20 protein-coding genes are annotated in these 15793 nt (G+C 70.6%); 6 read left to right on the top strand and 14 right to left on the bottom strand.

From position 1 onward, the window contains the following. Positions 1-124: 124 nt before the first annotated feature. Together rpsI and rplM are read right to left on the bottom strand one after the other, a co-directional pair. Positions 125-634, bottom strand: coding sequence for a 30S ribosomal protein S9 (rpsI, locus tag BJY14_RS25745; protein ID WP_179845966.1), 510 nt, complete (start codon positions 632-634; stop codon positions 125-127). Positions 635-735: 101 nt separating this feature from the next. Then, complete coding sequence (gene rplM / locus BJY14_RS25740) at positions 736-1188, bottom strand: 50S ribosomal protein L13 (protein WP_141580685.1); 453 nt, start codon at positions 1186-1188, stop codon at positions 736-738. A 757-nt stretch (positions 1189-1945) separates the two neighbouring features. Between rplM and BJY14_RS46705 the strand changes: the two genes are divergently transcribed. The 4 genes from BJY14_RS46705 (at position 1946) to BJY14_RS25720 (ending at position 5516) form a co-directional block, all read left to right on the top strand. Beyond that, complete coding sequence (locus tag BJY14_RS46705) at positions 1946-2716, top strand: CAP domain-containing protein (protein ID WP_179845965.1); 771 nt, start codon at positions 1946-1948, stop codon at positions 2714-2716. Between the two features lie 120 nt (positions 2717-2836). Continuing rightward, positions 2837-3997, top strand: coding sequence for a hypothetical protein (locus tag BJY14_RS25730; protein ID WP_179845964.1), 1161 nt, complete (start codon positions 2837-2839; stop codon positions 3995-3997). 24 nt (positions 3998-4021) lie between these two features. Next, positions 4022-5098 (top strand): hypothetical protein, encoded by a 1077-nt coding sequence (locus BJY14_RS25725; protein WP_179845963.1) that lies wholly within the window; start codon positions 4022-4024, stop codon positions 5096-5098. A gap of 46 nt (positions 5099-5144) precedes the next feature. Beyond that, the gene (locus BJY14_RS25720; protein WP_179845962.1) at positions 5145-5516 is read left to right on the top strand and encodes a hypothetical protein; all 372 of its coding nucleotides are present in this window, start codon (positions 5145-5147) and stop codon (positions 5514-5516) included. A 31-nt stretch (positions 5517-5547) separates the two neighbouring features. Here the strand turns inward: BJY14_RS25720 and truA are convergent, their stop codons facing one another. The 8 genes from truA to infA form a co-directional block, all read right to left on the bottom strand. Beyond that, positions 5548-6438 carry a tRNA pseudouridine(38-40) synthase TruA gene (gene truA / locus BJY14_RS25715; protein WP_179845961.1) on the bottom strand — a complete coding sequence of 297 codons (891 nt, stop codon included), beginning with the start codon at positions 6436-6438 and terminating at the stop codon, positions 5548-5550. A 209-nt stretch (positions 6439-6647) separates the two neighbouring features. Continuing rightward, the gene (gene rplQ, locus BJY14_RS25710; RefSeq protein WP_179845960.1) at positions 6648-7160 is read right to left on the bottom strand and encodes a 50S ribosomal protein L17; all 513 of its coding nucleotides are present in this window, start codon (positions 7158-7160) and stop codon (positions 6648-6650) included. A gap of 96 nt (positions 7161-7256) precedes the next feature. After that, positions 7257-8270 carry a DNA-directed RNA polymerase subunit alpha gene (locus BJY14_RS25705; RefSeq protein WP_179845959.1) on the bottom strand — a complete coding sequence of 338 codons (1014 nt, stop codon included), beginning with the start codon at positions 8268-8270 and terminating at the stop codon, positions 7257-7259. A 103-nt stretch (positions 8271-8373) separates the two neighbouring features. Next, positions 8374-9000, bottom strand: coding sequence for a 30S ribosomal protein S4 (gene rpsD, locus BJY14_RS25700; protein WP_179845958.1), 627 nt, complete (start codon positions 8998-9000; stop codon positions 8374-8376). A 19-nt stretch (positions 9001-9019) separates the two neighbouring features. After that, entirely contained in the window at positions 9020-9421 is a 402-nt protein-coding gene (gene rpsK / locus BJY14_RS25695; RefSeq protein ID WP_021596710.1) for a 30S ribosomal protein S11, read from the bottom strand. A 48-nt stretch (positions 9422-9469) separates the two neighbouring features. Continuing rightward, the gene (gene rpsM / locus BJY14_RS25690) at positions 9470-9850 is read right to left on the bottom strand and encodes a 30S ribosomal protein S13 (protein WP_179845957.1); all 381 of its coding nucleotides are present in this window, start codon (positions 9848-9850) and stop codon (positions 9470-9472) included. 198 nt (positions 9851-10048) lie between these two features. Beyond that, complete coding sequence (gene rpmJ / locus BJY14_RS25685; protein ID WP_021596712.1) at positions 10049-10162, bottom strand: 50S ribosomal protein L36; 114 nt, start codon at positions 10160-10162, stop codon at positions 10049-10051. A gap of 66 nt (positions 10163-10228) precedes the next feature. Then, positions 10229-10450 carry a translation initiation factor IF-1 gene (gene infA / locus BJY14_RS25680; protein WP_018657567.1) on the bottom strand — a complete coding sequence of 74 codons (222 nt, stop codon included), beginning with the start codon at positions 10448-10450 and terminating at the stop codon, positions 10229-10231. A 260-nt stretch (positions 10451-10710) separates the two neighbouring features. On the opposite strand from infA, the gene BJY14_RS25675 reads away from it, so the two are divergent. Then, a complete protein-coding gene (locus BJY14_RS25675; protein WP_179845956.1) occupies positions 10711-11358 on the top strand; it encodes a hypothetical protein in 648 nt (215 codons plus the stop codon). Positions 11359-11588: 230 nt separating this feature from the next. Next, positions 11589-12404 carry a phosphodiesterase gene (locus BJY14_RS25670; protein WP_179845955.1) on the top strand — a complete coding sequence of 272 codons (816 nt, stop codon included), beginning with the start codon at positions 11589-11591 and terminating at the stop codon, positions 12402-12404. Positions 12405-12447: 43 nt separating this feature from the next. Here the strand turns inward: BJY14_RS25670 and BJY14_RS25665 are convergent, their stop codons facing one another. The 4 genes from BJY14_RS25665 to secY all read right to left on the bottom strand — a co-directional run bounded on the left by BJY14_RS25665 (position 12448) and on the right by secY (position 15733). Beyond that, positions 12448-12894 carry a DUF1707 SHOCT-like domain-containing protein gene (locus BJY14_RS25665; RefSeq protein WP_179845954.1) on the bottom strand — a complete coding sequence of 149 codons (447 nt, stop codon included), beginning with the start codon at positions 12892-12894 and terminating at the stop codon, positions 12448-12450. Positions 12895-12924: 30 nt separating this feature from the next. Beyond that, complete coding sequence (gene map / locus BJY14_RS25660) at positions 12925-13749, bottom strand: type I methionyl aminopeptidase (protein ID WP_179845953.1); 825 nt, start codon at positions 13747-13749, stop codon at positions 12925-12927. Between the two features lie 107 nt (positions 13750-13856). Further along, positions 13857-14507, bottom strand: a complete 651-nt coding sequence (locus BJY14_RS25655; RefSeq protein WP_179845952.1) for an adenylate kinase — start codon at positions 14505-14507, stop codon at positions 13857-13859. Then, the gene (gene secY, locus BJY14_RS25650) at positions 14507-15733 is read right to left on the bottom strand and encodes a preprotein translocase subunit SecY (RefSeq protein WP_376770053.1); all 1227 of its coding nucleotides are present in this window, start codon (positions 15731-15733) and stop codon (positions 14507-14509) included. The genes BJY14_RS25655 and secY overlap by 1 nt, the downstream gene beginning before the upstream one ends. Positions 15734-15793: the final 60 nt, after the last annotated feature.

The following is a 15793-nucleotide window of genomic DNA, read 5'->3' as shown; positions in this document are numbered from 1 at the left end:
CAGAGCGAAGGTTCCGGAAAAGAGAAGAACACCCGGAAAAGCGGACGAGCCGCCGCACCCGGGTGCGCCGGCCCTGCGGGCCGGCTGCGGAGAAGCCACGGGGTGCGACGGCTCGTGCCGTCGATCAACGCTTGCTGTACTGCGGAGCCTTGCGGGCCTTCTTGAGACCGGCCTTCTTCCGCTCGGGCACCCGCGCGTCGCGGGTGAGGAAGCCGGCCTTCTTCAGCGCCGGGCGGTGCTCGATGTTGGCGAACTGCAGCGCGCGGGAGATGCCGAGGCGCAGCGCGCCGGCCTGGCCGGTGGTGCCGCCGCCGTTCACGCGCGCGAGTACGTCGAACTGGCCCTCCAGGGTCAGCAGCACGAACGGCTCGTTCACGATCTGCTGGTGCACCTTGTTCGGGAAGTACTGGTCCAGGGTGCGGCCGTTGATCTTCCACTGGCCGGTGCCCGGAACGATGCGGACCCGCGCGATGGCCTGCTTGCGGCGGCCGGTGCCGGCCGCGGGGCCGGTCGCGACCGGCTGGCCGAGGAAGCCCTCGCCGGCGGCCTCGGGGGTCTCGGTGCTGTACTCGGAGGGCGTTTCCTCGTACGAGTCGAGCTCGGCGGCCTGCTCGGCGCCGGTGGTGTCGTCCACGGTTCTCCTATGGGTGTTCTAGCCAGGGCGGCTGGCCCGTCAGGCGGGTGCCCCGGCGGCCTCTGCTTCCGGGTCGCGCACGATCGGCTCGTGCGCGGGCGTCACTTCTTGATCTGGCTGATCTGGGTGATCTCGAACGGGACCGGCTTCTGCGCCTGGTGCGGGTGGTCCGGCCCGGCGTAGACCTTCACCTTGCCGAACATCTTCCGGCCGAGGGAGTTCTTGGGCAGCATGCCCTTGATCGCCTTCTCGACGGCCCGCTCGGGGTGCTTGGCCAGCAGGTCACCGTAGCTCACCGAGCGCAGACCGCCCGGGTAGCCGGAGTGCCGGTAGGCCCGCTTCTGCTCCAGCTTGTTGCCCGACAGCGCCACCTTGTCGGCGTTCACGATGACGACGAAGTCACCGGTGTCGAGGTGCGGGGCGTAGATCGGCTTGTGCTTACCCCGGAGCAGCTGTGCGACCTGACTGGCGAGACGGCCCAGCACGACATCGGTCGCGTCGATGACGTACCACTGACGCTGGACGTCAGCGGGCTTAGGGGTGTACGTGCGCACGGTCGTAAGCCTTCGTTTCTCGTCGACTCTCAGCGGTTTCGATCCTCCACCCGTCCGCGTGGACGGGTGCCACCTGGCAGCGGAATCCTGCTCGCGCCGATCAGAGGATCATCCGACCCGGCGCTCCGGGATGCCGGGGGCCCGCACGCGGCCACGAGGACGCACATGATGGGGACGCACCGACAGGTCGTCGCGCCTCTCGCCTGCAGCGAGCAGGCGCCGACGCACACAACAAACACGCAGGATACTCGGCCGCGCGCACACGGGTCAAAACGAGGCGCCGTGGCGCTTCCGGCCGCGCCTCCAGTATGCCGTACGCCCCGCGATGCCCGGGAGTGGACGTTCAGCACCGCGATGATCACACCATGTAGCGTTTTGGTCCTTTCTGGATTCATTTTGGTAACAGAGGGTCCATATCGGGATATGGTGCCGGGCGACCGGTCCACGCCGGCTCACGCCGGCCCGCACCCGGGAGCCCCCGCTGACTACTCCCCGCAGACCAGCCGATCCCGCCGGAGGCCGCCGGCCCGGCGACGCCGGGCGCCCCGGCCCCGCGCGGCACGGCGCCTCCGCGCCGCGCGACGTCCCGCCGCGGCCCGCTCCTCCCTACCGGGACGAACTCGTCGCCAGCGGTCCGCGGCGCGCCCGCCGGGAACCCCCGCGCGCGGAGCGGTCGCCGAGCGACGGCGACGCGTTCTGGAACAGCCGCCCGCCGCGCGGGAAGCGCTCCGGGAGGAAGGGCGCGAGGGGGATCGTCGTGGCCGCCACCGCGTCCGCCCTCGCCATCGGCACCGGAGTCGTGATCGACCGGCTCGTCCTGCCCCAGTTCCGGTCGGAGAACACGTCCGCCTCCGGGGCGGAGCGCAGCCCGTCCGTCGAGGTCCCGGCCGGACCGCAGAGCGACCCGCTCGCCGCGACCGGCAAGGGCTCGGGCTCCGGTTCCGGGACGGGCGCGGGCGGCGGCCGGACCAGCGCCTCCCCCGCGCCGGCCGCCGAGGAGCAGACGCCGCCGCTGAAGGCGATCCACCCGCCGAAGAAGAGCACGTCGGCCAAGCCCTCCACGCCCAAGAGGTCCGCCGCGCCCGACGCCCCCTCGACCCCGGGCGGGAGCACGACCCCGGGCGGCGGTTCCGGCGGTTCCGGCGGCTCGTCCGGTCCCGAGGCGAGCGTGGTCTCGCTCACCAACGCCGAACGCGCCAAGCACGGATGCCCGGCGCTGCGCAACGACGCGCGGCTCGCCACCGCGGCGCGCAAGCACTCGGCGGACATGGCGGCCAACAACTACTTCGACCACACGTCGCGCAACGGCGACAGCCCCTGGAAGCGGATGGAGGACGCCGGATACAGCAGCCCCGGAGCGGAGAACATCGCCAAGGGCTACCCGACCGCCTCGGCCGTCGTGAAGGGCTGGATGGACAGCCCCGGCCACCGGGCCAACATCCTGAACTGCGGGCTGCGCGCCATCGGCGTCGGTATGGCCTCGGGGTCCGGCGGGCCCCTGTGGACGCAGGACTTCGGCTGGAAATGACCGCCCCCGATCGGCGGGGACATGACCTTCGGCAAATCACCGGCGTCCGGTTCGCCCCCATGTCATGGTGGGTGTCGCGAAGGTCCAGAGCCCTGAATGAGGAACGGTAAGGTCCAACCCATGGGTTATCCGGGCGATCAAGGCAAACCCGGCGACTGGCCTCCCCGGCAGTCGCCGCACGCGCCGTACGGACCCGGAGCCGAAGCGCCGCCGTACGGCCACGACAACGACGAATCCCCTTTCGCACCACGTGAAGAGGGGTCCGGCACGCCGCCGTTCGGCAGCGACAGCTTCGGCCAGGAGAGGTTCGGCAACGACGGGTTCGGCGGCGCCCCCTACGGCGGCGGTGCCCCCGGCGGTGCCCCCGGCGGCGCACCCAAGGGCGAGGCGCCCGGCGAGCAGACCGCGGCCTGGTCCGACCAGCCGCCCGCGTGGGGCGACGAACCCGTCGCCGGCGGCGCCTACGGCGAGAACGCCCCGGGCGAGGGCGGCTTCGGCTCCTACGAGGGCATGCCGCCCGGGCCGTCCGCCGCGCCCGAGCGCCCCGAGAAGCGCCGCAACCTGCCGCTGATCATCGGCGGCGCCGCGGTCGCCGGGATCCTCCTCATCGGCGGCGGCGTCGGGCTGTCGTCCATGCTCAAGGGCGACTCCAAGCCGAAGCCGAAGCCGACGCAGGCCGCGTCCCAGCAGCCGCAGGCCACGCCGAGCCCCACGCAGCCCGTCCTCACCCCGGTGAAGCTGCAGAGCCGGACGACCGACCCCGCGCCGCTGACCCTCAAGGAGGTCTTCGGCAAGGCGACCTTCAAGGCGGGCAGCCACAAGTACGTGCGGACGGCCGCCACAGGGAAGAAGGGCTGCACCGGCGTCGTCGGCGGCGTGTCCCTGGCGAAGGCCCTCAAGAAGGGGCGCTGCACGCAGTCGCTCCGGGCCACCTACGCGCTCAGCAACGGCTCTCTCATCGGCACGGTCGGCGTGTTCAACCTCCAGACCGAGGCCGCGGCCAAGAAGGCCGTCAAGGCCGCCGCCGCCAAGGACGCGTTCCTGGTGGCGCTGCCCGGCAAGGGCGTCACCAAGAACAACGGCAAGGGCGAGGCGCTCGGCACCTCGCAGGCGCGCGGCCACTACGTCATCATGACGTGGGTGCAGAGGCCGGACGGCAAGAAGATTTCGAGCAAGTACCATGCCGCCGTCCAAGTCTTCGGCACCCAGCTGGTCAAGGGCAGCAACCTGGCACTGGCGCTGCACTACCGGGAGACCGAAGGCAAGCCCCTCCAGAAGTGACCCCCATGAATACCCTCACTGCTTATGTCCGGACCTAAAGACGCACGGGAGCACGGCGAGCCGGCCGGCGAGGCCGCTCCCCTCAAGCTCCCCGCCTTCGGGCTGGAGGCCCCCTGGTGGGCCGCCGAGTCCGCGGACGCCGCCGCCCCGCCGGCCGGGCAGGCGCCCGCGGCGCCGGAGATGCTGTCGGCGCCCGTGGTCGAGGAGGTCGAGGACGAGGCGGACGCCTCCGCCTCCGGGACCCCCCTCGCCCCCGAGCCCCCCGCCGCGTTCGGGGCCGCCCCGGCACCGCCCGGGACGCTCGTCGCCGGGAAAGGCGTCCCGCGCGTCGACTCCCGCGGCGCCGTCCCCGCCGAGCCGATCGTCAAGCCCCCGATCTCCCCCGACGACACCGACCCCGAAGGCTTCCCGCCCGTCCCGCCCGCGCAGGGCGGATCCCGGGACGCGGCGCCGCGAGGCGAGGGCGCGGGGGCCGTCACACCAGAGACCGAGGCCACCGTGGACAACCCCGCCGTGACCGACACCGCGACGGACATCCCCGCGTCGCTCTCGGCGTTCGAGAAGGCCAAGGAGGCGGAGGACGCCGCGTCCCTCGCCCCCGTGCTCGTCCCGGACGCCATCCTCCCGCCCGGCGTCGTCCCGCCCACCGGAAGCGGCCCGTTCCCGCACGCCGATCCGGCAGCGGTGGGCGCGGCGCCCGCAGAACAGCCCCCGGCGGGCGCGCCGACCTACCACGGCGAGGGCGGGCCCCCGGCCGGCGGCCCGCCGCCCGGACGTCCGCCGCAGGGCATGCCCGCCACCGGCCGGGGCGGCGCCAAGGGGCGCTCGGTGTTGATCGGCGGCGTCGCCGCGGTCATCCTCGCCGCGGTCGGCGCCCTGTTCCTCATCGGCGGAACGGGATCGGACAGCAAGGACGACAAGTCCGGAAAGACCCCCGAAGCCCCCGCGGCGGCGCAGACGACGCCCGCGGTCACCCCGTCCGCCACGCCCGCGGCCCCCCGTCGACATCACCAACGAGAAGACCGACACCGCCGACCTGTCGTTCCGCGACGTCTTCCCGACCGAGAACATCCGGTTCGGCGACCGGACCTACCTCCGTGACCGCTGGTCGCTCAACCGGGACGTCACCTACGCGGCCCGCGGCTCCATGCTCGCCGCGCTGCGCAAGCAGCAGTGCCGCAAGATCGTCCGCGCGACCTACATCGACCCGGAGAGCAAGCTCGCCGTCACCTCCGGGATCGCGGTGCTGCCGACGAAGGCGGCCGCGATCGCCGTGAGCAAGGCGGGCGACCCCGCCCGCTACGAGTGGTTCCGCGGCATGGCGGGCAAGCGGTCCCCCGACATCGACCGGGCCGGCGGGTACGCGGCCGCGACCGTCCGCGGCCGGTACGTCGCCTACGCCTACGTCCAGTGGGCGAACGGCAAGAAGGCCAAGCCCGGCGACCCGACGATCAAGAAGGCCGCGCAGCTGTTCCTGGACTACGACCTGCGCCCGATCATCGCCCGCTCCCGGGGCTGAGGCCCCGGGGGCCGCACCCCGGACCGCCGGGTCAGCCGCCCTGCAGGGGCGCGCCGCCGGGCGGGGCGGGCTGGTCGGCGGCCGCGGCGGCCGTCGCGTTCAGCGTCCGGACGCGGCGGGTCTCCTGGGCGCGCCTGGCCAGGCTCTCGTCCTCGGGGTAGCGGATCTCCTCCAGCGACAGGCCGTGCGCGGGCGCCACGTTCACGCCGGAGTCGCGGACGCGCGCCGCGAGCACCTGCCCGGGCCACTCGACCTCGCGCCGCCCGTCCCCCACCATCAGCAGCGCGCCGACGAGCGCGCGGACCATCGAGTGGCAGAACGCGTCGGCCTCCACGGTGGCGAGCGCCAGGTGCGGGTCGCGGTCGTCGCGCGCCCACTCGTAGCGCAGCAGCTCGCGGATCGTCGTCGCGCCCTCCCGCCTGCGGCAGTACGCGGCGAAGTCGTTCTCGCCGACCAGCCTGCGGGCGGCCTCGTTCATCCGGCCGAGGTTCAGGGGACGGGGATGCCACAGCACGTCGTGGCGGCGCAGCGGCTCCACCCCGAAGGAGTTGTCGCACACCCGGTACACGTAGCGGCGCGACAGCGCGGAGAACCGCGCGTCGAACCCCTCCGGGGCGATCGACACGCGCCACACCCGCACGTCCGGGGGCAGCAGCCCGGCGAGGCGCCGCGGCATCGTCCCGTTGATCGCCGAGTAGGCCGCGACGGGAACGACGAGGTGGGCGACCTGCCCGCGGGCGTGGACGCCGGCGTCGGTGCGGCCGGCGACGGTGAGCATGGGCGGCGGGTCCAGGCGCAGCATCCGGGCCAGCGCGTCCTCGATGACGCCCTGGACGGTCCGCTGGTTCGGCTGCCTCGCCCAGCCCGCGAAGTCCGACCCGTCGTAGGAGATGTCGAGCCGGAGTCGTACCAGTGCGGTCATGTCAGCCGAGTCGTCCTTCTCCAACGTCCGTTCTTCCCTCCGGGCAGCCCGCGTTCGTCGGGCACTCCCCTGACACGCTCCCCGGAAAACCGTCGCCCTCCTGCCATGACCATGCGATCAAGTCTGGCAAAGTTCGGGCCCGCCGTCCCGATGGAAACGGCGGGCCCTCACGAACTTCGAGCAAACGCTCGCCCAGTTCAAGCGGCGGATTACTCCTTCTCGCCCTCGTCCTTGGCTTCGGCGTCGCCGGCGGCCTCGTCCTTGGCGTCCACGGCGGCCGTGTCGTCGGCCTCCGTCTTGGCCTCGGGCTCCTCCGCCTTCGGCGCCGGGGCGGCCGGAGCGGCCGTGCCGCCGGACGCCGCCAGCTGCTCCTGCACCAGCTCGATCACGGCCATCGGGGCGTTGTCGCCCTTGCGCGGCCCGATCTTGGTGATGCGGGTGTAGCCGCCGGGACGGGTCTCGAAGCGCGGCGCGATCTCGGTGAAGAGCTCGTGCAGCACGCCCTTGTCGCGGATCGTCTTGGCGACCAGGCGACGGTTGTGCAGGTCGCCCTTCTTCGCCTTGGTGATCAGCTTCTCCGCCAGCGGACGCACCCGCCGGGCCTTGGCCTCGGTGGTGGTGATGCGGCCGTGCTCGAACAGCGCCGTGGCCAGGTTCGCCAGGATCAGGCGCTGGTGCGCGGCACCGCCGCCGAGGCGGGCGCCCTTGGTGGGCTGGGGCATGTCGTTTCCTTCCTGCACCGGCCGTGTCAGGTACCGGTGTCAGCTGGTTCCGGACCGGCCGGGGACCGCGGGTCCCCGGCCGCCGGACTCGGGTTCCTAGTACTGCTCGGTCTCGGCGTAGCCCTGGTCGTCGTCGCCGTAGTTGTCGGCCGCCGCGCTCGGGTCGAACCCGGGCGGGGAGTCCTTCAGCGACAGGCCCATGTCGTTGAGCTTCTGCTTGACCTCTTCGATCGACTTGGCGCCGAAGTTGCGGATGTCGAGCAGGTCCTGCTCGCTGCGGGCGACGAGCTCGCCCACCGAGTGGATGCCCTCGCGCTTCAGGCAGTTGTAGGAGCGGACCGTGAGGTTCAGCTCCTCGATCGGCAGGGCCAGGTCCGCGGCGAGCGCGGCGTCCGTCGGGGACGGGCCCATGTCGATGCCCTCGGCCTCGACGTTGAGCTCCCGGGCCAGCCCGAACAGCTCGACGAGGGTCTTGCCGGCGGAGGCGACCGCGTCGCGCGGCAGCATCGCCTGCTTGGTCTCCACGTCCAGGATGAGGCGGTCGAAGTCGGTGCGCTGCTCGACTCGGGTGGCCTCGACCTTGTAGGTGACCTTGAGCACGGGCGAGTAGATGGAGTCGATCGGAATCCGGCCGATCTCCTGGCCCGGCTGCTTGTTCTGCGCGGCCGAGACGTAGCCGCGGCCGCGCTCGACCGTCAGCTCCATCTCCAGCTTGGCCTTGTTGTTCAGCGTGGCGATGTGCAGGTCCGGGTTGTGGACCTCGACGCCCGCCGGCGGCGCGATGTCGGCCGCGGTCACCTCGCCCGGGCCCTGCTTGCGCAGGTACATGACCACGGGCTCGTCGTGCTCGGAGGAGACGACGAGCTCCTTGAGGTTCAGGATGATGTCGGTGACGTCCTCCTTCACCCCGGGCACGGTCGAGAACTCGTGCAGGACGCCCTCGATCCGGATGCTGGTGACGGCCGCACCGGGAATCGAGGAGAGCAGGGTACGCCGGAGCGAGTTGCCGATCGTGTAGCCGAAGCCCGGCTCCAGCGGCTCGATGGTGAACCGCGACCGGAACTCGTCGACCTGCTCTTCGGTGAGAGTCGGACGCTGAGCGATGAGCATGGTGGTGCCTTCTTTCCGCGGTGCCCGCTATTTGACTACCGCGTTCTGGATTCTTCCCCGATCCGCCGGGGTCCCACCCGGGACCCCGGCGGGCGTTGAGCCGCTACTTGGAGTAGAGCTCGACGATCAGCTGCTCCTGGACGGGAGCGTCGATCTGCTGCCGGACGGGCAGCGAGTGCACGAGGATCCGCATCTTCTCGCCGTCGACCCCGAGCCACGCCGGGACCTGACGCTCGCCGACCTCGGCCTTGGCGACCTGGAACGGCGTCATCTCCATCGACTTGGCCTTGACGTCGACGATGTCGGCCTCGCCGACGAGGGCCGACGGGATGTTGACCTTCTTGCCGTTGACCCGGATGTGGCCGTGCCGGATGAGCTGGCGGGCCATGTCGCGGGACTTGGCGAAGCCGGCCCGGTAGACGACGTTGTCGAGCCGGCGCTCCAGCAGCGTGAGCAGGTTGTCACCCGTCTTGCCCTGCTGGCGGGTCGCCTCGACGTAGTAGTTGTGGAACTGCCGCTCCAGCACGCCGTAGATGCGCCGCGCCTTCTGCTTCTCGCGAAGCTGCAGCAGGTACTCGGTCTCCTTCGGCCGACCGCGACCGTGCTCACCCGGCGGGTAGGGACGGATCTCGATCGGGCACTTCGGGCCCTCGCACTTGCTGCCCTTGAGGAACAGCTTCATCTTCTCGCGGCGGCAGAGCTTGCAGTCCGCACCGGTGTAACGAGCCATTGTTCTAGATCTCCCCTGCTCAGACCCGGCGACGCTTCGGCGGGCGGCAGCCGTTGTGCGGAACGGGCGTGACGTCCTGGATCGAGCCCACCTCGAGGCCGGTCGCCTGCAGCGACCGGATGGCGGTCTCGCGGCCCGAGCCCGGGCCCTTCACGAAGACGTCGACCTTGCGCATGCCGTGCTCCATCGCGCGCCGGGCGGCGGCCTCGGCGGCCTGCTGCGCGGCGAACGGGGTGGACTTGCGCGAGCCCTTGAACCCGACGTGGCCCGAGGAGGCCCAGGAGATCACGTTGCCGTTGGGGTCGGTGATCGAAACGATCGTGTTGTTGAACGTGCTCTTGATGTGGGCGTGCCCGTGAGCGACGTTCTTCTTTTCCTTGCGGCGCACCTTCTTGGCGCCGACACGGCTCTTAGGAGGCATGTGCTCTCTCTACTCTTGAGGTCATCGATCCGGAGGACCGACTCCGGACTACTTCTTGCCGGCCTTCTTCTTGCCGGCCACGGTCTTCTTCTTGCCCTTGCGGGTGCGCGCGTTGGTCTGCGTGCGCTGACCGTGCACCGGAAGCCCGCGGCGGTGCCGGATGCCCTGGTAGCACCCGATCTCGATCTTGCGGCGGATGTCCGCCTGGACCTCGCGGCGAAGATCACCCTCGATCTTGTAGTTCGCCTCGATCCAGTCGCGGAGCTTGACCAGCTCGTCGTCGCCGAGCTGGTGCACGCGCAGGTCGCCGCTGACGCCGGTGCCCGAGAGGGTCTCCAGCGCCCGCGTCCGGCCGATGCCGAAGATGTAGGTGAGAGCGACCTCGAGGCGCTTTTCGCGCGGGAGGTCGACGCCGAGGAGGCGTGCCATCGTGGGCAGTTCCCTTCATTCGTCCGGAGGTATGGACGCACCGCGTCCGCGAACACCCTGCCCGGGTGGCGGCCCCGGCCTCCGAAGTTCCGGGGGTGCTCCTTCACACACCACTGCCGTACGTGCTCGGCCCCGGGTTTCCGGGACCCTGCACGTACGGCCGTGTGAAGGCTGCGGTGCGCTTGCTGGTGGTGAGCGTCAGCCCTGACGCTGCTTGTGGCGCGGGTCGGAGCAGATGACCATGACCCGGCCGTGCCGGCGGATGACGCGGCACTTGTTGCAGATCTTCTTGACGCTCGGCTTGACCTTCACTGGGTCTCCTAGAGATAAGGGTCACCCCCGCGCCGCCACGCACGGGGAAGGCAACCCCAGTGGGATTTACTTGTAGCGGTAGACGATCCGACCGCGCGTGAGGTCGTAGGGGCTCAGCTCCACAACAACGCGGTCGTCCGGCAGGATCCGGATGTAGTGCATCCGCATCTTGCCGCTGATGTGGGCGAGCACCTTGTGCCCGTTGTCGAGCTCCACCCTGAACATGGCGTTCGGCAGCGACTCGATGACGGTGCCCTCGATCTCGATGGCCCCTTCTTTCTTGGGCATGTCCTCCGCGCTTCGCTGATCGGCTCATTGGACGCGGCCCGGCTCTCCAGGGGAGAATCGGCCGCAACCCGCACCGCGGCGCGGATGCGCCAGGAAGGGGAATCGGGCGGCCGTCGACGGACCGACAAGGGAGTCTACGCCAACCGGCCGTGCAATGCGAAATCGACGCATGATACGTGCCCGGAGACTGCTCCCGAGTCAAGCATACATCGCCTGCGCGTTGTACCTTTCCAGGAGAGCGACGTTCGAGGAGGGTCAGCATGCCGAGCTATGACTTCGCGCTGATCCTCAGCCGACCCCTCTACGAGGACGAGCTCGACCCGCTGTTCGACCGCACGTACGGCGCCGTCACGGTGTCGATCATGAGCGAGCCGCAGCACGCCGACCGCCACCATTCGAACGACGAGCTCCGCTCGGCCGCCCGTCCTCCAGCCCCCGCCCGCCACCATTCGAACGACGAGCTCCGCTCGGCCGACCGGCTGGGCAACGCCTCGTGCACCTGGCCGGGCGCCACCCTCGCCGCGGCGATCATGGAGGTGGTCGGGCACGTCGAGGAGAGCGCGCCCGGCGTGCACGTCCTGCGGGTGGAGGCCGACCCGCTGCTGACCATCCGCGACATCGCCGAGCGGGTGGGCCGGTCCCTGGACTCGGTCCGGCACGCGATCACCGGGGCGCGCGGCGCCACCGGCTTCCCGTCCTCGGAGATGTCCACCGCCGGTCACCGGCTGTGGCGGTGGTCCAAGGTCGCCGCCTGGTACGGGCTGGACGACCCCCAGCTCATCGAGGCCAAGCCGACCGTCCAGGCCATCAACGGCTGGCTCGCCCTCCGCGACGTCGTCCCCGACATCGCCCCCGCTCCCGAAGAGGTCACCTCGGCCCTGTCCCTGGTGATCCCGCACGTCGCCTGAGCGCCGTCCGGCAGACTGCCGGAGCGCGGGGGTCGGCTCCCATCGAAGGTCCGCCTGAGCGTCGTCTGAGCCCCGCCTGAGCACTACCTGAGCGCTCCCTGAGCGCGCGGCGCCCGGGGCGAGTCGACAGTGCCGCCGCGCGGACGCGAAGATCGTCTCGGCGCCCGCTCGCCCGGGCTGCCCGGGGCGTGGGGTTCCGTGATGTGCTTGGGGCAACGGGGAGGGGATCGATGGCGATCATCGCGCAGCTGAGCGACATCCATCTGGCGGCCGGACGCGACGGCCGGATGGACGACGACTCCGGGCCGGTCCGCGCGCTGCGGTCGGCGGTGTCGAGCCTGCTGTCGCTGCCCGCGCGGCCCGACGCCGTCGTCCTCACCGGCGACCTCGCCGACCGCGGGCTGCCCTCCGAGTACGCCCGGCTGCACGCGCTGCTGTCGCCGCTGCCGATGGCCGTCTACCCGATGTGCGGCAACCACGACGACCGCGACGAGATGCGCCGCATGTTCGCCGACCACCCGGCGGTCGCCGCGACGGGGACCGGCCCCGGCGCGCCCGTCCAGTACGCCGTCGACGTGGCCGGCGTGCGCCTGATCTGCTGCGACACCACCGTCGACGGCCATCCCCACGGCCACATGAGCGAGGAGAGGCTCGCCTGGCTGGAGGAGACGCTGGGCGCCGCGCCCGGCGTCCCGACCGTCATCGCCACCCACCACCCGCCGTATCCGATCGGAATGCGGTTCATCGACGACCTGCGGTTCGTCGACCCCGCCGGCTTCGCGGCCGTGATCTCCCGGCATCCGCAGGTCGTGCGGGTGATCTCCGGGCACGCGCACCGCGCGACGGTCGGCTCCCTGGCGGGACGGGTCTGCACCACCTGCCCGAGCACCTACCGGCAGCTGTTCCTCGACCTCACCCAGCGGGGCCGCGCGGCCGTCACCGGGGAACCCGCCGGGTTCGCCCTCCACCTCGTCGGCGAGGACGGCACCGCCACCACCCACTTCGCCCCGACCGGGAACTACCGGCCCCTGATGGACGTGGAGTGAACCGCGCCGGGCGGGCCGTCCACGGCCCTGCCGGGCGGGCGCGTCAGCGGTCGTCCTGGCGCCCGCCGAAGATCGTGCGCATCAGCAGGACGGCGCCCCAGGGTCCGGCCACCCAGATCCACCACGGGTAGACCGCGCCCGACGTCACCAGGATGATCAGCCATACCGTCAGGTTGATCGCGCTGACCGTCGCCCAGGCGCCCCACATCGCCGGCATCCGCTGCGTCGCGAGGTCGCCGGACGGCCGCCGCGCCGGCGACGCGGTGCCCTTGGCCTGGTTCGCGGGGACCGGGAGCTGGTACAGATCCTCTTCGGGCAGGTCGGAGGTGACCTCCTGGAGCTGCCCGACCGTCTTCGCCCCGTAGACCGCGTCGAGCCGCTCCTGCAGCTCGTCCATCGTGATCCGGCCCTCCGCGCAGTGCTCGCGCAGACTCGCCGCCACCCGATCGCGGTCGGCGTCCGACGCCCGGATGTCAGGGTTCGGCGCCATCGTTCCTCCGCTCCTCAGGACCTGCCTTCCCTATCCATTCTGCGGCGCGGATCCGAGGTTCGCGAACCGGTCCCGGCCCTCGTCGAGCGCCGTCAGGACGCGGGGGCCGTCCGCCGTGACCGCGAAGGTGTGCTCGAAGTGCGCCGAGGTGCGCCCGTCGGTCGTCACGACCGTCCAGCCGTCGTCGAGCTCGGCGGTCTCCTTCGTGCCGAGGTTCACCATCGGCTCCACCGCGAAGCACATGCCCGGCTCCAGGACGGGCCCGTGCCCGGGCGCCCCGTGGTTGGGGATCAGCGGGTCCATGTGCATCTCGGTCCCGATGCCGTGGCCGCCGTAGCCCTCCACGATGCCGTAGGAGCCCTGAGAGCGGATGTGGGCCTCGATCGCATGGGAGATGTCCGTGAGGCGGGCGCCGGCGCGTCCGGCCGCGAGGCCGTGCCACAGGGACTCCTCGGTGACCTCCAGCAGCCGCCGCTGCTCGTCGGTGACCTCGCCCAGCGGTACCGTGATCGCCGCGTCGCCGTGCCAGCCCTCGACGATCGCGCCGCAGTCGATGGACAGCACGTCGCCCTCGCGCAGGATCTTGCCGCTCCGCGGGATGCCGTGCACGATCTCCTCGTTGACCGACGCGCAGATCGTCCCGGTGAAGCCGTGGTAGCCCTTGAACGACGGGACGCCGCCGTTGTCGCGGATGTGCTCCTCGGCGAGCGCGTCCAGGTCCAGGGTGCTCATGCCGGGCTTGGCGGCCTCGCGCAGCAGCTCCAGCGTCCGCCCGACGAGCAGCCCCGCCGCGCGCATCAGCTCGACCTGCTCCGGGGTCTTCATCTGGATCATGAGCCTACGCCGTTTGAACATCTCTCCCCTTGCCCCGGTTCTCGCGCCGGAACGGCCGCGCGGACGCGGGAGCACCGCGTCCGCGCCGACGGCTCCACGACGGGCCCGTCACTTCTCCTGCGGGCCCGTCACTTCTCCAGCGGGCGCAGCGCGGTGAGGGCGCGCTTGGTGACCTCTTCGACCGGCCCCGTGGCGTCGATGCCGACGAGGATGTTCTCGTCGGCGTAGAACTGCACCAGCGGCGACGTGTCATGCCGGTACACCTCCAGGCGGTGCATGACGACCTCTTCCTTGTCGTCGTCCCGCTGGAACAGGTGACCGCCGCAGTCGTCGCAGATGTCGTCCTGCTTGTCGTCGAAGTCGACGTGCCAGATCCGGCCGCACTTGTCGCAGGTGCGCCGGCCCGACAGTCGCCGGACGACCTCGTCCTCGTCGACGACGAGCTCCAGCACGATGTCGAGGCGGGTGTCCCACTCGGCGAGGATCTTCTTCAGCGTCTCGGCCTGCGGGACGTTGCGCGGGAACCCGTCCAGCAGGAACCCGTCGCGGGCGTCGTCCTCGCCGAGCCGGTCGCGGACCATCGCGATCGTGACCTCGTCGGGGACGAGGTCGCCGCGGTCCATGTACTGCTTGGCCTGCCGGCCGAGCGGCGTCCCGCCGCTGACGTTCGCGCGGAAGATGTCACCTGTCGAGATCTTCGGGACCGACAGATGAGATGCGATGAACTGGGCCTGCGTCCCCTTGCCCGCACCCGGGGGGCCCACCAGGACGATACGCACTACCGGAGGAAGCCCTCGTAGTTGCGCTGCTGGAGCTGACTCTCGATCTGCTTCACGGTATCCAGTCCGACGCCGACGACGATGAGGATGCTCGTGCCGCCGAACGGGAAGTCCGAGCTCGCCTTCATGAGTGCGAAGGCGACCATCGGGATGAGGGACACGAGCCCCAGGTAGAGCGCACCGGGTGTGGTGATCCGGGTCAGCACGAAGTCGAGGTACTCGGCGGTCGGCCGACCAGGACGGATACCTGGGATGAATCCACCATACTTCTTCATGTTGTCGGCGACTTCAGTGGGGTTGAAGGTGATCGCCACATAGAAGTACGTGAAGAAGATGATGAAGACGAAGAAGATCCCCATGTGCCAGGCGTTGTCCTGCTGGAGATAGGGCTGCACCTTCTGCAGCCACTTGGTGTTGGGCCACAGCTGGGTGGCCAGAACCGGCAGGTAGAGCAGCGAGGACGCGAAGATGATCGGGATGATGCCGGCCTGGTTGACCTTCAGCGGGATGTAGGTCGAGGTGCCGCCGTACATGCGGCGTCCCACCATCCGCTTGGCGTACTGGACGGGGATGCGCCGCTGCGCCTGCTCGACGAACACCACCCCGGCCATGATCGCCAGACCCACCAGGACCACGATCGCGAAGACGAACCCGCCCTTGGACTTGTAGATGCTCCAGAACTGGGCGGGGAAGACCGCCACCACCTGGGTGAAGATCAGGATCGACATGCCGTTGCCGACGCCGCGGTCGGTGACCAGCTCGCCCAGCCACATGATGACGGTCGTGCCGGACACCATGATGATCACCATGGTGATGATCGGGAAGATGCCCTTGTCGTACAGGATGTCGCCGCTGCCGGAGATGCCCTGGAACAACTGACCGGTGCTCGCCATCGCGACGATGCCGGTCGCCTGCAGGATCGCCAGCCCGACCGTCAGGTACCGGGTGTACTGGGTGATCTTCGTCGTGCCGGCCTGGCCCTCCTTCTTGAGGGCCTCCAGCCGCGGGATCACCACCGTCAGCAGCTGCAAGATGATGCTGGCCGTGATGTACGGCATGATGCCGAGCGCGAAGACCGACAGCTTCAACAGCGCGCCGCCGCTGAACAGGTCGACCAGGCCGTAGAGCTGGTTGCTGTCCTTGGCCGCGTCCGCGGTCTCCTTCAGCACCTTCACGTTCACGTTGGGCGTCGGCAGGATCGAACCGATCCTGAACACCACGATCATGAACAACGTGAAGAGGATTTTCTTACGCAGGTCAGGCGTACGGAAAGCCCGAGCGAACGC

Origin of the sequence: Actinomadura luteofluorescens (assembly GCF_013409365.1) — a bacterium.
Taxonomy (GTDB): Bacteria; Actinomycetota; Actinomycetes; order Streptosporangiales; family Streptosporangiaceae; genus Spirillospora; species Spirillospora luteofluorescens.
The sequence above is the reverse complement of the archived record's forward strand: the minus strand, read 5'-3'. Positions and strand labels throughout refer to the sequence as shown.

Bases quoted from the DNA above. Each gene is read 5' to 3' on its own strand.
- BJY14_RS25730 (WP_179845964.1), top strand. From the start codon at position 2,837: ATGGGTTATCCGGGCGATCAAGGCAAACCCGGCGACTGGCCTCCCCGG.
- BJY14_RS25725 (WP_179845963.1), top strand. From the start codon at position 4,022: ATGTCCGGACCTAAAGACGCACGGGAGCACGGCGAGCCGGCCGGCGAG.
- BJY14_RS25720 (WP_179845962.1), top strand. From the start codon at position 5,145: ATGCTCGCCGCGCTGCGCAAGCAGCAGTGCCGCAAGATCGTCCGCGCG.
- truA (WP_179845961.1), bottom strand. From the start codon at position 6,438: ATGACCGCACTGGTACGACTCCGGCTCGACATCTCCTACGACGGGTCG.
- rplQ (WP_179845960.1), bottom strand. From the start codon at position 7,160: ATGCCCCAGCCCACCAAGGGCGCCCGCCTCGGCGGCGGTGCCGCGCAC.
- BJY14_RS25705 (WP_179845959.1), bottom strand. From the start codon at position 8,270: ATGCTCATCGCTCAGCGTCCGACTCTCACCGAAGAGCAGGTCGACGAG.
- rpsD (WP_179845958.1), bottom strand. From the start codon at position 9,000: ATGGCTCGTTACACCGGTGCGGACTGCAAGCTCTGCCGCCGCGAGAAG.
- rpsK (WP_021596710.1), bottom strand. From the start codon at position 9,421: ATGCCTCCTAAGAGCCGTGTCGGCGCCAAGAAGGTGCGCCGCAAGGAA.
- rpsM (WP_179845957.1), bottom strand. From the start codon at position 9,850: ATGGCACGCCTCCTCGGCGTCGACCTCCCGCGCGAAAAGCGCCTCGAG.
- infA (WP_018657567.1), bottom strand. From the start codon at position 10,450: ATGCCCAAGAAAGAAGGGGCCATCGAGATCGAGGGCACCGTCATCGAG.
- BJY14_RS25675 (WP_179845956.1), top strand. From the start codon at position 10,711: ATGCCGAGCTATGACTTCGCGCTGATCCTCAGCCGACCCCTCTACGAG.
- BJY14_RS25670 (WP_179845955.1), top strand. From the start codon at position 11,589: ATGGCGATCATCGCGCAGCTGAGCGACATCCATCTGGCGGCCGGACGC.
- BJY14_RS25665 (WP_179845954.1), bottom strand. From the start codon at position 12,894: ATGGCGCCGAACCCTGACATCCGGGCGTCGGACGCCGACCGCGATCGG.
- map (WP_179845953.1), bottom strand. From the start codon at position 13,749: ATGTTCAAACGGCGTAGGCTCATGATCCAGATGAAGACCCCGGAGCAG.
- secY (WP_376770053.1), bottom strand. From the start codon at position 15,733: ATGATCGTGGTGTTCAGGATCGGTTCGATCCTGCCGACGCCCAACGTG.